This window comes from Yersinia sp. Marseille-Q3913, assembly GCF_963892745.1.
Lineage (GTDB): Bacteria > Pseudomonadota > Gammaproteobacteria > Enterobacterales > Enterobacteriaceae > Yersinia > Yersinia bercovieri.
The window spans coordinates 1-14620 of the sequence record NZ_CAWQAF010000005.1; the positions used below are offsets into that span (position 1 = coordinate 1).

The window sequence follows — 14620 nt, forward strand, 5'->3', positions numbered from 1 at the left end:
GGAGTTCCTGACAGGCTGCAACCCCTAATGTGAAAAAACTTTTCAACCGTGTTTTATTTCAACTATTTGCTGTGATAACCAGCGGTATTGCTATTTTTCGTACTGTAGTGCCGAGAAATCCTGAGTAAAACTGCTTACTTGTTGCCAATCGGTATATTCAACTTCTTTACTCGTATCGGTTTCTCCGCCTGTCATTCGCATAATCAGTTGAATCATCACCCGATCTATCCAGCGATAACGGGGATAACGCAGAGCACCCGCAAATACTGTACATAGCGTGGGCTGCCAAGGTGTACTCAGTAAGAACTTACGCACGTAAGCATTCGTTTGTGGAGAACGCTTTTCTGGCTTACGTGCAGTCAGATTTACCGCAAAGAAGGCACTCGGCATTTGATTTAACTGTTCGACGTGTTTGCTAACGAATTTACTCAATACCGGACTGAAATGCCCATAACGCACAGATGCGCCAATCATGACTTGTTGATATTGGTTTAAGTCGATTTGCCCAACCTGAGATAGGTCTTGTATTTCACAGGTCGCCGTCGCCGATAATTGCTTAGCTATATAAGAAGCAATTGCATGTGTTTGCCCATCTCGGCTAGAGAAGAGTATCAGTATGTTCATAGCAATATTCCTTATGCAAAATTACTCTCGCCAGAATGTTGGGGTGAAAAGAACCAGCAAGGTGAAGACTTCCAATCGGCCAAACAGCATAGTTATCACTAATATCCATTTAGCTGCCGGGTTCATAGAGGTGAAGTTATCAGCGACCACTCCCAAGCCTGGCCCGAGGTTATTTAGCGTTGCAGTGACGGCGGCGAAGGCTGAAAACTCATCAACACCAGTGGCGATGATCGCTAACATACTGATGATGAAAACCAGTGCATAAGCTGAGAAGAAGCCCCAAACCGCTTCCAGTATCCGTTCCGGCAATGCCCGCCGCCCCAGTTTGATGGTATAAACCGCATTCGGGTGGACCAGCCTTTTTAGTTCACGCGAACCTTGCAGGTAGAGCAACAGGATGCGGATAACTTTCAAACCGCCACCAGTCGACCCTGCACATCCACCGATAAAAGCAGAACATAATAAGAGTATTGGGAGGAACAGCGGCCACTTAGAAATACTGTCTGTCGTGAAGCCCGCCGTTGTCGCCATGGAGACCACCTGGAAGAATGCCTGATTTAAGGTTTCCATCCCCGACTTGTACACATTATGTTGCCAGAGTACCAAGGTACAAACGATAACCAGAGTCAATTGTACAAAGATAAACATACGGAATTCGGGATCGCGCCAATAAACCTTCAAGCTGCGGCCACTCAGAACCGCAAAGTGCAGACCAAAGTTACAACCAGAAATCAGCAAGAAAATGCCAATGATGGTGTTAATGGTGGGGCTGTTGAAATAGCCGATACTGGCATCATGGGTTGAGAAGCCACCAATGGCTATAGTAGAAAAGCTGTGAGAGATGGCATCAAACACTGACATCCCCGCACCCCATAGAGAAAGCGCACAGGCAATGGTCAGTAATACATAGATGAGCCAGAGTGTTTTAGCTGTTTCAGCGATTCGGGGCCGCATTTTATTATCTTTCAGCGGACCGGGCATTTCTGCACGGTAGAGCTGCATTCCCCCCACCCCCAAAATAGGCAGGATAGCCACCGCCAACACAATGATCCCCATACCACCGAGCCATTGCAGCATTTGCCGATAGAATAGAATGGCTTTGGGCAGTGAATCCAATCCCACCAAGGTGGTCGCACCGGTGGTCGTTAGCCCAGAGAATGATTCAAAAAATGCATCGGTGAGTGAAAGATTTGGCCGTTCTGAGAATAGGAAAGGTAATGCCCCCACGCTACCCAGCACCGTCCAGAAAAGTACCACGATAAGAAAGCCCTCACGCGGCTTGAGCTCATGTTTCTGTTTTCGGTTAGGTAACCAGAGCAAAAGACCTATCGATAGGGCAACAAAAAAGGTTTCGCTGAAGGCTCGGCCAGCACCATCACGATAGATCAAGGCTACTAGTCCGGGGATAAACATAGTTCCGGAGAATAAGATGACCAGCAGACCAACAATACGGGTTATGGCACGAAAATGCATTCCGGCACGTTCCTTAGCAATTCACTTGGATGGGGATTATTGCGAAATGGGCGTCAATTGCAACGTACCACGACTGAGATCACGCAATTTATCCCCGACCTGACTGGCTTGAGTTGCTGGCAAAGAGAGATAAAGTGTTACGAGTTCTGCGTATTCACTCCGTAAAGTCTGGCCTTCAACCTGCTGTAATAGCGTTTCAACCATGGCAAGCTGCGCGTAGTCACACTGTAAAGTATATTCTACCTGTGGGACTTTATATTTTACTTCAATCTGTTTTAACGCCTGTTGTACGCCGCTGCCGTAAGCCCTTACCAGCCCGCCAGTTCCCAGCTTAATGCCGCCATAATAGCGGACAACCACCGCGGTTATCTCGCCAATATCACTGCCCATCAACTGGGCTAGAATAGGTTTACCCGCAGTACCCGATGGCTCACCATCATCGGAAAAACCTAATTGCTGTGAATCCGTCGGCGTGCCCGCAACAAAAGCCCAGCAATGATGCCGGGCGGTTGGGTGCTGCTGCTTAACCTGCTGAATGAAATCTTTCGCTTCATTCACCCCACAGGTATGCGCCAGTAAGGTGATAAAACGACTTTTTTTGATCTCTTCGCTGATTGATACCGACGCGGCAGGTATCAGATAAGGTTGCATCAGGCTAATTTCAGATCACGCGTCATATTCTCAACCCGCTTATCGTGAATAACAATATTGTCTTCTATACGTATACCACCATAAGACTTCAGCGCATCAATACGTTCCCAATTGAAATGCTTACTGAACTCCCCGGTACGCCACGGTGCCAACAGTGACTCGATAAAGTACAGGCCAGGTTCGATGGTCAGTACCATGCGGGGTTGCAGAATGCGGGTACAACGCAGGTAAGGATACTTGGATGGCGCACTGAGGTGGGTGCCTTTATCGTCCTGCATAAAACCAGCAGTATCATGCACTTGCAATCCAAGAGGATGCCCCAACCCGTGTGGCAGGAATGGGCAGGTAATGCCTTGTTCGACCATCGCCTCTTCGCTAATACCCGTGACTAGATTATGAGTGCGCAACAGCTTGGCAATGCGCTGATGCATTTGAACATGATAGTCGGTGTAGCGTTCACCACTTTTAATGGTTTTGATCAGCTCGAGCTGTTCGGTATTCAGGTCTTTGATTAATGCTGCAAAATCGCTGTCACTGTCTGCGGCATAAGTGCGGGTCAGGTCGGCAGCATAACCGTTATATTCAGCACCCGCATCCATGAGGAAGCTACGCATTTCTGCCGGAGGCTGATGTTGTAACGTGGTGTAGTGAAGTACTGCCGAGTGTTCATTCAGCGCAACGATATTATCGTAAGGTACATCAGTATCACGATGACCCGTCGCCATCAGATACGCCAGGTTGATATCAAACTCACTCATACCCGACTGGAAGGCTTCATGGGCTGCACGATGCCCAACAACTGCAGTCTTTTGCGCTTCACGCATGCACGCCAGTTCATAATCTGTTTTATACGAACGGTAGAAATGAAGGTAATCCAGTACGGGTTGTGGATTGATATTTTCGGCACTGAATCCCAATGCCTGAGCGCGTTGTTGGGCATAGCCAATGTAGGCCACTCGCTCACGCTGCACAGGTAATTGCTGCGCGATGTCATCCGCATTGGTTAACGGCTGGATATCAATGGCCTTCGTCCAGAAGCTGTCCGGCAATGGCTCAACACAGTGCCAATAATCTACTGGCGAGTAAAACCATAACTTCGGTGCATTGACTCCATCGACCCATAACCAGCAGTTTGGTACTTGAGTGACAGGCACCCAAGCTTTGAACTGTGCATTGGCTTTAAAAGGATAGTCACGATCATCGAGGAAAATTCGTTGTAATTCACCAGAGTGAATCAGTAAAGCATCTAACTGGTGACGCTCCAGCACATCACGGGTGCGCTGTTGTAGGGTGGATAAGTGTTCGTTATATAAAGAAGCCAGCGTTTCCATCACAGTACCCTTCGCTATTAGAACTTAATTTTTTTAATCTTATCATAGTCACCGAGGCCATGTTTCCCCGACACTCATTCCATGACGTGATAACAACGATATCCAAAATAACTGACGTGGCAGCCCACTCGCAAGCAGGCAATAAACTCGTTTTTCAACCCCTCGATATGCCTCGAATAAAATTGATGAAAATCAATTATCCCATCTGATTGACTGTGATCTTCACTGCAAAAAATCAATCTCTTATTTGCAATTTATTAACAAAATATCCACACTTCCTGAATATCTGGTCATACCAGATCACATGCGCTTATTCAGGAGATAGATATGCTCTACCAAAGCGAAACATTACAGCTTCACTGGCTAGAAGACGGCATTGCCGAGTTGGTGTTTGATGCACCGGGTTCAGTTAATAAGCTGGATACCAAAACCGTAGCCAATTTGGGTGAAGCCCTGGCTGTATTGGAAAAACAAAGTGAACTCAAAGGGTTGCTGCTTCGTTCTGCTAAAGCGGCTTTTATCGTCGGTGCTGATATTACCGAGTTCCTGTCTCTGTTTAATGCCCCACCAGAAAAACTGCATCAATGGCTGGTTTTCGCGAATGATATTTTCAATCGCCTGGAAGACTTACCGGTGCCGACCATTTCTGCAATCAATGGATACGCTTTGGGTGGCGGATGTGAATGTATTCTCGCCACTGATTTCCGTGTTGCCTCCCCGGAAACCCGAATCGGCCTGCCAGAAACCAAGTTGGGCATCATGCCGGGCTTTGGCGGGTCGGTGCGTTTGCCGCGCTTATTAGGTGCGGACAGTGCGCTGGAAATTATCGCCGCTGGCAAAGATATTATTGCCAAAGATGCCTTAAAAGTTGGGCTGGTTGATGCCGTTGTCGCCGCCGAAAAACTGACGGAAGCGGCGTTGGTCATGCTGAAGCTGGCTATTGATGGCAAGCTCGACTGGCAAGCCGCGCGCCGCCCGAAACTGGAACCGTTGAAACTGAACCCAACGGAAGCCGCTATGTGCTTCACCATTGCCAAAGGTATGGTTATGCAAGTGGCTGGGAAACACTATCCAGCCCCACTGACTGCGGTAAAAACCATCGAAGCTGCGGCAAAATTTGGTCGCACCGAAGCGCTAAAGCTGGAAACCAATAGTTTTGTGCCATTGGCAGGTTCCAACGAAGCCCGTGCTTTGGTCGGTATTTTCCTAAACGATCAATATGTTAAAGGACAGGCGAAAAAACTGTCTAAAGGTGTCGATGCGCCAAAACAGGCCGCAGTATTAGGTGCCGGGATTATGGGCGGTGGGATTGCCTATCAGTCGGCATTGAGAGGTGTACCAGTCATTATGAAGGATATTAATGACAAATCCCTGACCATTGGGATGAATGAGGCGGCTAAGCTACTGAATAAGCAGCTGGAACGCGGCAAAATCGATGGCTTAAAAATGGCGAATATTTTGGCGACCATCCAGCCAACCTTGGATTACACCGGCATCGAACGCGCCCAACTCATCGTGGAAGCGGTGGTGGAAAATCCGAAAATTAAAGCCGCCGTGCTGGCTGAGGTTGAAGCGCTGATAGATGGAGGCGCTGTTTTAGCCTCTAACACCTCGACGATCCCGATCGATCAATTGGCGAAATCCCTTCAGCGCCCAGAAAACTTCTGCGGTATGCACTTCTTTAACCCAGTTCATCGGATGCCGTTAGTTGAAATTATTCGTGGTGCGAAAACCTCAGATAAAACTATCGCTGCCGTAGTGGCATATGCCACGCAAATGGGTAAAACCCCAATTGTGGTTAATGATTGCCCAGGTTTCTTCGTTAACCGCGTATTGTTCCCGTATTTGGCTGGGTTTGGCATGTTAGTCAGAGACGGCGGCAACTTCCGCCAGATTGATAAAGTGATGGAAAAACAGTTCGGCTGGCCGATGGGCCCAGCTTATCTGTTAGATGTGGTGGGCATTGATACCGCGCACCATGCGCAAGCCGTGATGGCGGTAGGTTTCCCTGATCGGATGAATAAAGATTATCGCGATGCAGTGGACGTAATGTTCGATAACCAGCGTTTTGGTCAGAAGAACGGCCAGGGTTTCTACCGTTATACGCAGGATGCAAAGGGCAAACCGCGTAAAGAAAATGACGAGCAGGTGGATACCTTGTTGGCAGCCATCAGTCAGCCTGCTCAGAAATTCAGCGATGAGGATATTATCGCCCGCACCATGATCCCAATGATCAATGAAGTGGTGCGCTGTCTGGAAGAGGGCATTATTGCCAGCCCGGCCGAAGGGGATATCGCGTTGGTTTATGGCCTTGGTTTCCCGCCATTCCATGGAGGTATCTTCCGTTATCTCGATACCCTCGGTAGCGCCAATTATGTCGAAATGGCGCAGCGTTACGCCCATCTTGGCGCGTTGTATCACGTCCCTGCGGGGCTGAGAGCCAAAGCTGAACATAACGAAAGCTATTATCCTGTGGCAGCAGCGCTGCTTGATGTTTCTACCAATCAACCGGCATGAGGTCTGAAAACATGGAAAATGTAGTCATTATTGATGCCGTCCGCACGCCAATGGGCCGCTCGAAAGGGGGCGCGTTCCGCCAGGTGCGGGCTGAAGATCTCTCCGCTCACTTAATGCGAGAAGTGTTGAGCCGCAATCCAGGGCTGAATGCCGCAGAAATCGACGATATCTATTGGGGTTGTGTGCAGCAAACGCTGGAGCAGGGTTTCAACATCGCCCGCAATGCCTCTTTACTGGCAGAGATCCCGCACAGCGTACCGGCTGTCACCGTTAACCGCTTGTGTGGTTCATCAATGCAAGCTTTGCATGATGGTGCCAGAGCTATCATGGTGGGTGATGCACAAGTGAGTTTGATTGGCGGCGTGGAACATATGGGTCACGTCCCTATGAATCACGGCGTGGATTTCCATCCGGGCATGGGCCGTACCGTCGCTAAAGCCGCCGGTATGATGGGCTTGACCGCAGAAATGTTGGCAAAAATTCATAATATTAGCCGCCAATCACAAGATGAGTTTGCAGTCCGCTCTCATCAACGCGCCTATGCCGCCACTCAAGCTGGTCATTTCGCCAATGAGATTGTCGCCACCAATGGGCATGATGCCGATGGCATATTGAAACGTTTTGATTTTGATGAAGTTATTCGCCCTGAAACCCATCTGGCAGGTCTGGCTGCTCTGCGCCCTGCCTTTGATCCGGTAAATGGCACAGTGACGGCGGGCACATCATCAGCACTTTCCGATGGCGCATCTGCCATGCTGATTATGAGCGAATCCCGAGCAAAATCATTGGGTTTAACACCCCGCGCACGTATTCGCTCTATGGCGGTGGTGGGTTGTGATCCATCCATTATGGGTTATGGCCCAGTGCCCGCAAGCCAACTGGCATTAAAACGTGCCGGACTAAAGCTGGAAGATATTGGATTATTTGAATTAAATGAAGCTTTTGCCGCTCAGTCGCTGGCTTGTCTGAAGGGGTTGGGTTTGCTGGAGAGTATGGATGACAAAGTGAACCTCAATGGTGGAGCCATTGCATTAGGCCACCCATTGGGTTGCTCAGGGACGCGTATTTCTACCACGTTGCTCAATCTGATGGAGCGCCGTGACGTGCAATTCGGTCTGGCCACCATGTGCATCGGCTTAGGTCAGGGCATCGCGACCATCTTTGAGCGCGTTTAACTTCCGAACATATTTATCTGAAAAACATTAAGGGCCTGAATACAGGCCCTAATAACCGCTCTACCTGGTGTTTAGTTGCCGTTTTCCCGCCTGTCAGGGGCGGGTTTTTTTTAACTGTTTTTTACTCAGATAAAGGCAAACGCATCACCAAAGATATGGGCTTCCTGCGCGCCACGTTCAGCACAGAAACGTTCACGAGCAATCTTCGCCATTTCAAAACGGCCGGCGATATAGATATCTTGCTCAGCAAGAGAGCCGTAATCTTGCAGTACCGCACTCAGTACTGTTCCGGTTCGACCACGCCAGCCCTCTTCCGGCTGCTCCACGACAGGAATAACTTTCAACTGTGGGTACTGAATTGATAGCGCTTCCAGTTCACTTAGGTCATAGAGATGCACAGCTTCGCGCCCACCCCAATAGATAGACACTTCACGGTCAGGCTGCTCTGCTAACGCGGCCAACAAAATTGAACGCGCATAGGAAAAACCTGTGCCGCCAGCAATCAGCACTAACGGGCGGTGACTCCCCTCGCGGAACCATGCTTCACCATGCGGGATATCCACATCCAAGGTTTTCTCTTTCAAGATCCGGTCCATCACGGCCATAGCATACAGATTCAGTTCCGAAGCACCGATATGCAACTCAATGAAATCTTGCTGCAACGGCGTGGATGCCATAGAAAATGGCCGTTTATCACGCTCGTCCATGACTACCATCAAATACTGCCCAGCACGGAAAGAAAACGCAGATGCAGGCACCAATTGCACCCGGTACACCGTATCGGTAATGGCCTCTACGGAGGTTACTTTACAGCTTAAAGTTGTCATGCCTTCCCTCTGTCGGGTCATCAAATGCAAAACTAAGGACAAAATCTAACGCCGGTTAGCGTTTGGTCTCATTGTCACTGAAAATGGCGAGTTCGTCCCAAATAGCATCAACGCGAGCACGGACGTCTTCATCCATTTTAATTGGACGCCCCCATTCACGCGGGGTCTCAGCTGACCATTTGTTGGTGGCATCCAGCCCCATTTTCGATCCTAAACCGGAAACCGGTGAGGCGAAATCCAAATAGTCTATTGGCGTATTTTCAATCAACACCGTATCGCGGGATGGGTCCATTCGAGTCGTAATCGCCCAAATGACATCATTCCAATCACGTGCATTAATATCATCATCACAAACAATAACAAATTTTGTATACATAAACTGGCGTAAAAATGACCACACGCCCATCATCACGCGTTTAGCATGGCCTGCATACTGTTTCTTGATAGTTACTACCGCCAGTCGGTATGAACACCCTTCTGGCGGCAGATAGAAATCAACAATTTCTGGGAACTGTTTTTGCAAAATAGGAACAAACACCTCATTCAGCGCAACCCCCATCACCGCAGGTTCATCCGGCGGGCGGCCAGTATAGGTTGAATGATAAATCGCGTCTTTACGCTGAGTAATATGTGTGACGGTAAAGACAGGGAAACTGTCTATTTCATTGTAATAACCGGTGTGGTCGCCATAAGGACCTTCCGGAGCCATATCACCCTGCTCAATATATCCTTCCAATACAATTTCTGCACTTGCAGGAACTTCAAGTGAGTTGGAAATACACTTCACAACTTCCGTTTTATGCCCACGTAATAGACCGGCAAAAGCATATTCAGACAGAGTGTCAGGAACTGGCGTGACTGCGGCCAAAATAGTCGCAGGATCGGCCCCCAGAGCAACAGCTACGGGGAAGCGCTCACCGGGATGTGCTTCGCACCACTCCTGGTAATCCAAAGCACCACCACGGTGGGATAACCAACGCATAATTAATTTGTTTTTGCCCAGCACTTGTTGGCGATAGATGCCCAGATTCTGGCGCTCTTTATGCGGGCCTCGAGTGACAGTCAGCCCCCAAGACACGAGAGGTGCGGCATCTTCTGGCCAACAGTGCATCACGGGAATTCGGCTTAGATCGACATCATCACCCTGCCAGATTTGCTCCTGACACGGGGCCGAGCTTAAGCATTTCGTCGGCATATTCAATACCTGCTTAAATTTCGGCAGTTTATCGAATAGATCACGAAAACCTTTCGGCGGATCAGGCTCTTTTAGGAAAGCTAACAGCTTGCCGACATCTCGCAGTGCACTGACATCTTCTTGCCCCATCCCCATTGCCACGCGTTTGGCCGTACCAAACAGGTTGCATAGCACGGGCATGTCATATCCCTTCGGATTCTCAAAAAGCAGAGCAGGCCCACCGGCACGCAAGGTGCGATCGGCAATTTCTGTCATTTCCAAATAGGGGTCAATAGGCTGGCTAATACGTTTAAGTTCGCCCCTCTGTTCCAGCAACGAGAGGAAGTCACGTAAGTCACGGTATTTCATGCTGATCATTTCGGCGGCTAGGTGATGCGCCATTATAGGCTGTCTTTATAGTAGTTGCTGTCTTTTTGTTAAAAATGAGCACCGCCTGACTCAAAAAATAGCCGGCGGCAAGGTGCTACTAATTATCACCAATATAAGCATCATTATATCGATATAAGATAGATTAAACCTTTGTATAACAAACTATATATCCAAAGTGATGATTTCTTCCTCACTATATATATTCTCCCACTTTTGCTATGCTGCCAGATAGGATCACAAAGGCATGTGACATTATGAAACATTGGCATTTATTATATTGTAAACGTGGCCAACTTTTGCGCGCCAAAGAGCATTTAGAGCGGCAAGCAGTGAACTGTTGGACACCGTTAGTGATTATCGAAAAAATAGTTCGCGGGAAGCGTACTGAGGTGACGGAGCCTTTATTCCCCAACTATCTGTTTGTGGCGTTCGATGCAGAGGATATTCATACCACGACCATCAGTGCAACTCGCGGTGTAAGCCACTTTGTCCGTTTTGGTGCACAACCTGCGGTAATACCAGACATCGTTATTACCGAGATGCAGTCCCATACAACGGACAAAATCATTGCGCCAGAAGTACCTCTTCCTGGTGATATTGTGACGATTACTGAGGGTGTTTTTGCCGGATTACAGGCGATTTATACTGAACCTGATGGTGAAGCGCGGTCAATGCTGTTACTGAATATGCTAAATAGCCAAGTGATACAGAGTCTGGAAAATCGCCAGTTCGAAAAGCAATAATATTGCTGTTTAGCATAATACAAACCATATTCCAGGTAGGTACATTTGTACCTACCTTCTTAATTTATACCAAATGAGTCATACCAGAGATATTAACGCTGCATTTGGTCGTCATGTAGCCATTGTGCTACCTGCTTCGCGAAATAGGTTAATACCCCATCTGCACCCGCACGTTTAAAGCATAATAGTGACTCCATCACAGTGGGCTTTTCTTGCAGCCAACCATTCTGAATTGCAGCCATGTGCATGGCATATTCACCCGAGACTTGATAGGCAAAGGTCGGCACGCCGAAAGTCTCTTTCACCCGACGCACCACATCCAGATAGGGCATTCCAGGTTTCACCATCACCATATCAGCCCCTTCCTGCAAGTCCTGCGCTATCTCTTGCAAAGCTTCATCACTGTTAGCAGGGTCCATTTGATAGGTTTTTTTATTGCCACCTTTCAAATTACTACTGGAGCCAATTGCGTCGCGGAATGGGCCATAGTAACAAGAGGCATATTTTGCTGAATACGCCATGATTTGTGTATTTACCAAACCTTGTAGTTCCAACTGATCGCGAATAGCACCGATACGGCCATCCATCATATCGCTCGGAGCAATAATCTCAGCGCCAGCTTCAGCATGTGACAATGCCTGACGGACTAAAATCTCTTTCGTAATATCATTAATGACATAGCCATCAGTATCAATCACACCATCTTGACCATGGGTTGTGTAGGGATCGAGAGCGACATCGGTAAGAATACCTAATTCTGGTACTGCGTCTTTAAGCGCGCGCACCGTGCGTTGTACCAGGCCATTCGGGTTATAAGCCTCTTCCGCGAGCAGTGATTTTGCACCGGACTCAATGACAGGAAATAACGATATGACCGGGACACCCAGCCTGGCAATTGCCTCAGCTTCTTTCACCAACAGATCGATCGTCATACGCGAGACGCCCGGCATAGATGAAACGGCCTGTTGCTGGTTAGATCCCTCCATGACAAACACCGGATAGATCAGATCATTAACTGTCAGCTGATTTTCAGCAACCAGGCGACGACTGAAATCATGACGGCGCACACGGCGCATACGGCGGCCAGGAAAGGTGCCTGGGAATGCATAGCTCATATTGTTCTCCTAACTCAAACCAACCGGAAAATCCGGCGGGCGTTTTCATCAGTTTTCTGCCCTAGCCATTGAGGGTCTTCTTGTCGCCAGGCAGCAACCTGCTGGACGATATGGGGCAGAAAGCAGGGTTCATTGCGACGGGATGCAGGTTTAGGATGTATATCCCTTGGCAATAAATAGGGAGCATCTGTTTCTAGTAACAGCTGTTGCGCCGGAATGCGTGACAGCAGAGATCTCAGTTCAAGGCCACGGCGTTCATCGCAAACCCACCCGGTAATACCAATAGATAAGCCCAAGGCCAGACAGGAATCCAATTCATCAGCAGTGCCGGTAAAGCAATGCACAACGGCTGCGGGGATCTTGTCTAGCCAGGGCGAAAGTAGCGTAATGAAACGTTCGTGGGCATCACGGCAATGTAAAAATACCGGCATAGAAAGCTCGGCAGCCAGCGCCAATTGGGCGGTAAATGCAATTTCTTGCTCTATTGGGGTGGAGAAGTTGCGGTTAAAATCTAATCCACACTCACCAATAGCTACTACAGATACATTGGTGGCTAAAGTTCTAATTTGCTGTTCAACATGGTTTTGCCAAGTGCTAGCTTGATGAGGATGAACACCGGCTGTTGACCAGCAATATCCTGGGTTAGCGATAGCAAGCTCAAGTGCGGCCTGACTTTCGCCAGCATCAGTACCCGTGATAAGAATACCGGTAACCCCGGAATCTTTTGCGCGAGCAACGACCTGTGAGTGATCTTTTGCAAATTGTGAACTTGTTAAATTCACACCAATATCAAACATGAGCGTTCCAAAACAGAAGCCACCCCAAAGGGCGGCTAAAACATCAAGGTATCGATTTAGGGTACTTTCGGATGGTTATCAGCTTCTTCATCCTCTTCCTCTATATCTGTACGGCGTTGTTTACCGGTATAAAAACGGGCAAAGAACACACCGACTTCAAATAACAGATACATCGGAATTGCCAATAATGTCTGTGATACCACATCTGGGGGGGTAAGAAGCATGCCGACAACAAAAGCACCGACAAACACATAAGGGCGTTTTTTCTTCAATGCCTCAGGTGTTGTTATCCCTGTCCAGCACAAGAGAATTATCGCAATTGGGACTTCAAAAGAGATACCAAAGGCCATAAAAAGCGTCATGACAAAATCAAGATACGTAGTGATATCTGGTGCGAATAACACGTTTTCCGGTGATGTTTTGGCAAAAAAACCAAAGGCTAACGGAAAAACAACAAAGTAAGCAAACGCCATACCTAGATAAAATAAAAAGCTGCTGGATATTAACAGTGGAACCATCAAACGACGTTCATGTTTATACAACGCAGGGGCAATAAATGCCCAAACCTGATAAAGGATCATCGGAGCTGAGACAAATACCGAGACCATCATCGTCAATTTAATCGGGGTAAAGAAAGGCGATGCAACATTTGTTGCAATCATACTGGCACCCACAGGCATCTGTTTGATCAGCGGTGCCGATACCAGTTGATAAATATCATTGGCAAAAAAGACCAATACCAGAAAAACCACTAGAACAGTGATTATGCAATTCAATAGCCGCTTACGCAGTTCTATCAAATGCGTGATAAGGGGTTGGGTATCATCAACAGCCATGTTTACCGATCGCCGCCAGATTGGTGAGTTCGAGGTTGGTCAGCACTGAGTGAGTCAGTGCTATGGGAGTCAATTATGGCAGTGTGTGCCTTGGCTACGGATGTTTTTGTAACAGGCACAGGCTCCCCACCGACAGAGGGGATGGGCTTAGTAAATTCCTCAACCGGAATAACAGGTTTCTCAACGCTATCAGGTGCAGTCTCCGCAAGCTTAGTCTCTACCAGCGTGCTCGCATCACTCATCTCCGGCACTTGCGGTGACGCCGAAGTTTGGGTTGCTGACTCAGCCGGTGTAACTCCATCATGAATGGCTTCAGGCTCAGTCACCAATGGATTATGGATCGTATGCGGCGCCTCCGAGCTAGTGTCAGACTGATAAGAGCGTTTCAGCGCTTCAGCGGCCTCTTTGAGTTCATCCATTGAAGCTTTCAGCTCAGGTGTCAGATTTTGCAAGCCAGCCTGTTCTACTTTCTTTAAGCTATCTTGTAACTCTTGTACCTTAAGCTCTTGCGCCAATTCGTTTTGCACTGTTGCTGCAAGTGAACGCAATGTACGAATCCAGCTCGAGACGGTTCTGACAGCCACAGGTAACCGTTCCGGCCCAAGGACTACCAGGCCGATGACAAGAACCAGCAACAGTTCACTAAACCCAATGTCAAACACAGCTTATCCCTGCTCTTTGTCGTGACTCTTAGTTTCTTCAGCTTTGACTACCGGCTGCTGTTTTTCAGTAATCGATTTTGCAAAATCAGCATCATTGCTGGTTTTGTCAGCATTCGTTGGCGGGGTTTGTGGATCATCACCAATGGCCTTTTTAAAGCCTTTGATAGATGCACCCAGATCTGACCCTAAAGTCCGCAGTTTGTTTGTACCAAACAGCAGAACGACGATCACGGCAATGATTAATAACTGCCAAATGCTTATACCACCCATTACATATACCTCTATTTACAGGGGTTATTCCACAG

14 protein-coding genes are annotated in these 14620 nt (G+C 48.2%); 3 read left to right on the forward strand and 11 right to left on the reverse strand.

The window, feature by feature from the left end; genetic code table 11:
• Positions 1-90: 90 nt before the first annotated feature.
• Genes hemG through pepQ form a run of 4 tightly spaced genes read right to left on the reverse strand, consistent with a single transcriptional unit; the run spans position 91 to position 4079 of the window.
• Positions 91-624 (reverse strand): menaquinone-dependent protoporphyrinogen IX dehydrogenase, encoded by a 534-nt coding sequence (hemG, locus tag AACW11_RS02455; RefSeq protein WP_005274735.1) that lies wholly within the window; start codon positions 622-624, stop codon positions 91-93.
• A gap of 21 nt (positions 625-645) precedes the next feature.
• Positions 646-2097, reverse strand: a complete 1452-nt coding sequence (gene trkH / locus AACW11_RS02460) for a Trk system potassium transporter TrkH (RefSeq protein WP_005274737.1) — start codon at positions 2095-2097, stop codon at positions 646-648.
• 36 nt (positions 2098-2133) lie between these two features.
• Positions 2134-2748 (reverse strand): IMPACT family protein, encoded by a 615-nt coding sequence (locus AACW11_RS02465; protein ID WP_212585815.1) that lies wholly within the window; start codon positions 2746-2748, stop codon positions 2134-2136.
• Positions 2748-4079 (reverse strand): Xaa-Pro dipeptidase, encoded by a 1332-nt coding sequence (pepQ, locus tag AACW11_RS02470; RefSeq protein WP_212585816.1) that lies wholly within the window; start codon positions 4077-4079, stop codon positions 2748-2750. Before pepQ ends, AACW11_RS02465 begins: the two co-directional genes overlap by 1 nt.
• A 327-nt stretch (positions 4080-4406) precedes the next feature.
• Between pepQ and fadB the strand changes: the two genes are divergently transcribed.
• Positions 4407-6596: a fatty acid oxidation complex subunit alpha FadB gene (gene fadB, locus AACW11_RS02475; protein WP_212585817.1), complete on the forward strand. Its 2190-nt coding sequence runs from the start codon at positions 4407-4409 to the stop codon at positions 6594-6596.
• An 11-nt stretch (positions 6597-6607) separates the two neighbouring features.
• Entirely contained in the window at positions 6608-7771 is a 1164-nt protein-coding gene (gene fadA, locus AACW11_RS02480; protein WP_212585818.1) for an acetyl-CoA C-acyltransferase FadA, read from the forward strand.
• A gap of 125 nt (positions 7772-7896) precedes the next feature.
• Here fadA and fre read toward each other — a convergent pair whose 3' ends face one another.
• A complete protein-coding gene (gene fre, locus AACW11_RS02485; RefSeq protein ID WP_032814905.1) occupies positions 7897-8598 on the reverse strand; it encodes an NAD(P)H-flavin reductase in 702 nt (233 codons plus the stop codon).
• 55 nt (positions 8599-8653) lie between these two features.
• The gene (gene ubiD / locus AACW11_RS02490; protein ID WP_212585899.1) at positions 8654-10150 is read right to left on the reverse strand and encodes a 4-hydroxy-3-polyprenylbenzoate decarboxylase; all 1497 of its coding nucleotides are present in this window, start codon (positions 10148-10150) and stop codon (positions 8654-8656) included.
• 266 nt (positions 10151-10416) lie between these two features.
• Between ubiD and rfaH the strand changes: the two genes are divergently transcribed.
• Positions 10417-10905: a transcription/translation regulatory transformer protein RfaH gene (rfaH, locus tag AACW11_RS02495; RefSeq protein ID WP_005274751.1), complete on the forward strand. Its 489-nt coding sequence runs from the start codon at positions 10417-10419 to the stop codon at positions 10903-10905.
• Positions 10906-10997: 92 nt separating this feature from the next.
• On the opposite strand, the gene hemB is transcribed toward rfaH, so the two are convergent.
• Genes hemB through tatA form a run of 5 tightly spaced genes read right to left on the reverse strand, consistent with a single transcriptional unit; the run spans position 10998 to position 14585 of the window.
• Positions 10998-12020, reverse strand: coding sequence for a porphobilinogen synthase (gene hemB / locus AACW11_RS02500; protein WP_212585819.1), 1023 nt, complete (start codon positions 12018-12020; stop codon positions 10998-11000).
• 14 nt (positions 12021-12034) lie between these two features.
• Positions 12035-12817, reverse strand: coding sequence for a 3'-5' ssDNA/RNA exonuclease TatD (gene tatD, locus AACW11_RS02505; RefSeq protein ID WP_212585820.1), 783 nt, complete (start codon positions 12815-12817; stop codon positions 12035-12037).
• Positions 12818-12873: 56 nt separating this feature from the next.
• The gene (tatC, locus tag AACW11_RS02510; RefSeq protein WP_212585821.1) at positions 12874-13653 is read right to left on the reverse strand and encodes a Sec-independent protein translocase subunit TatC; all 780 of its coding nucleotides are present in this window, start codon (positions 13651-13653) and stop codon (positions 12874-12876) included.
• 2 nt (positions 13654-13655) lie between these two features.
• Positions 13656-14315, reverse strand: coding sequence for a Sec-independent protein translocase protein TatB (tatB, locus tag AACW11_RS02515; protein WP_212585822.1), 660 nt, complete (start codon positions 14313-14315; stop codon positions 13656-13658).
• A gap of 3 nt (positions 14316-14318) precedes the next feature.
• Positions 14319-14585, reverse strand: coding sequence for a Sec-independent protein translocase subunit TatA (gene tatA, locus AACW11_RS02520; protein ID WP_048618903.1), 267 nt, complete (start codon positions 14583-14585; stop codon positions 14319-14321).
• Positions 14586-14620 lie beyond the last annotated feature (35 nt).

Excerpts from the sequence above, each read along its gene's own strand:
- hemG (WP_005274735.1), bottom strand. The coding sequence starts at position 624 with ATGAACATACTGATACTCTTCTCTAGCCGAGATGGGCAAACACATGCA.
- trkH (WP_005274737.1), bottom strand. The coding sequence starts at position 2,097 with ATGCATTTTCGTGCCATAACCCGTATTGTTGGTCTGCTGGTCATCTTA.
- AACW11_RS02465 (WP_212585815.1), bottom strand. The coding sequence starts at position 2,748 with ATGCAACCTTATCTGATACCTGCCGCGTCGGTATCAATCAGCGAAGAG.
- pepQ (WP_212585816.1), bottom strand. The coding sequence starts at position 4,079 with ATGGAAACGCTGGCTTCTTTATATAACGAACACTTATCCACCCTACAA.
- fadB (WP_212585817.1), top strand. The coding sequence starts at position 4,407 with ATGCTCTACCAAAGCGAAACATTACAGCTTCACTGGCTAGAAGACGGC.
- fadA (WP_212585818.1), top strand. The coding sequence starts at position 6,608 with ATGGAAAATGTAGTCATTATTGATGCCGTCCGCACGCCAATGGGCCGC.
- fre (WP_032814905.1), bottom strand. The coding sequence starts at position 8,598 with ATGACAACTTTAAGCTGTAAAGTAACCTCCGTAGAGGCCATTACCGAT.
- ubiD (WP_212585899.1), bottom strand. The coding sequence starts at position 10,150 with ATGATCAGCATGAAATACCGTGACTTACGTGACTTCCTCTCGTTGCTG.
- rfaH (WP_005274751.1), top strand. The coding sequence starts at position 10,417 with ATGAAACATTGGCATTTATTATATTGTAAACGTGGCCAACTTTTGCGC.
- hemB (WP_212585819.1), bottom strand. The coding sequence starts at position 12,020 with ATGAGCTATGCATTCCCAGGCACCTTTCCTGGCCGCCGTATGCGCCGT.
- tatD (WP_212585820.1), bottom strand. The coding sequence starts at position 12,817 with ATGTTTGATATTGGTGTGAATTTAACAAGTTCACAATTTGCAAAAGAT.
- tatC (WP_212585821.1), bottom strand. The coding sequence starts at position 13,653 with ATGGCTGTTGATGATACCCAACCCCTTATCACGCATTTGATAGAACTG.
- tatA (WP_048618903.1), bottom strand. The coding sequence starts at position 14,585 with ATGGGTGGTATAAGCATTTGGCAGTTATTAATCATTGCCGTGATCGTC.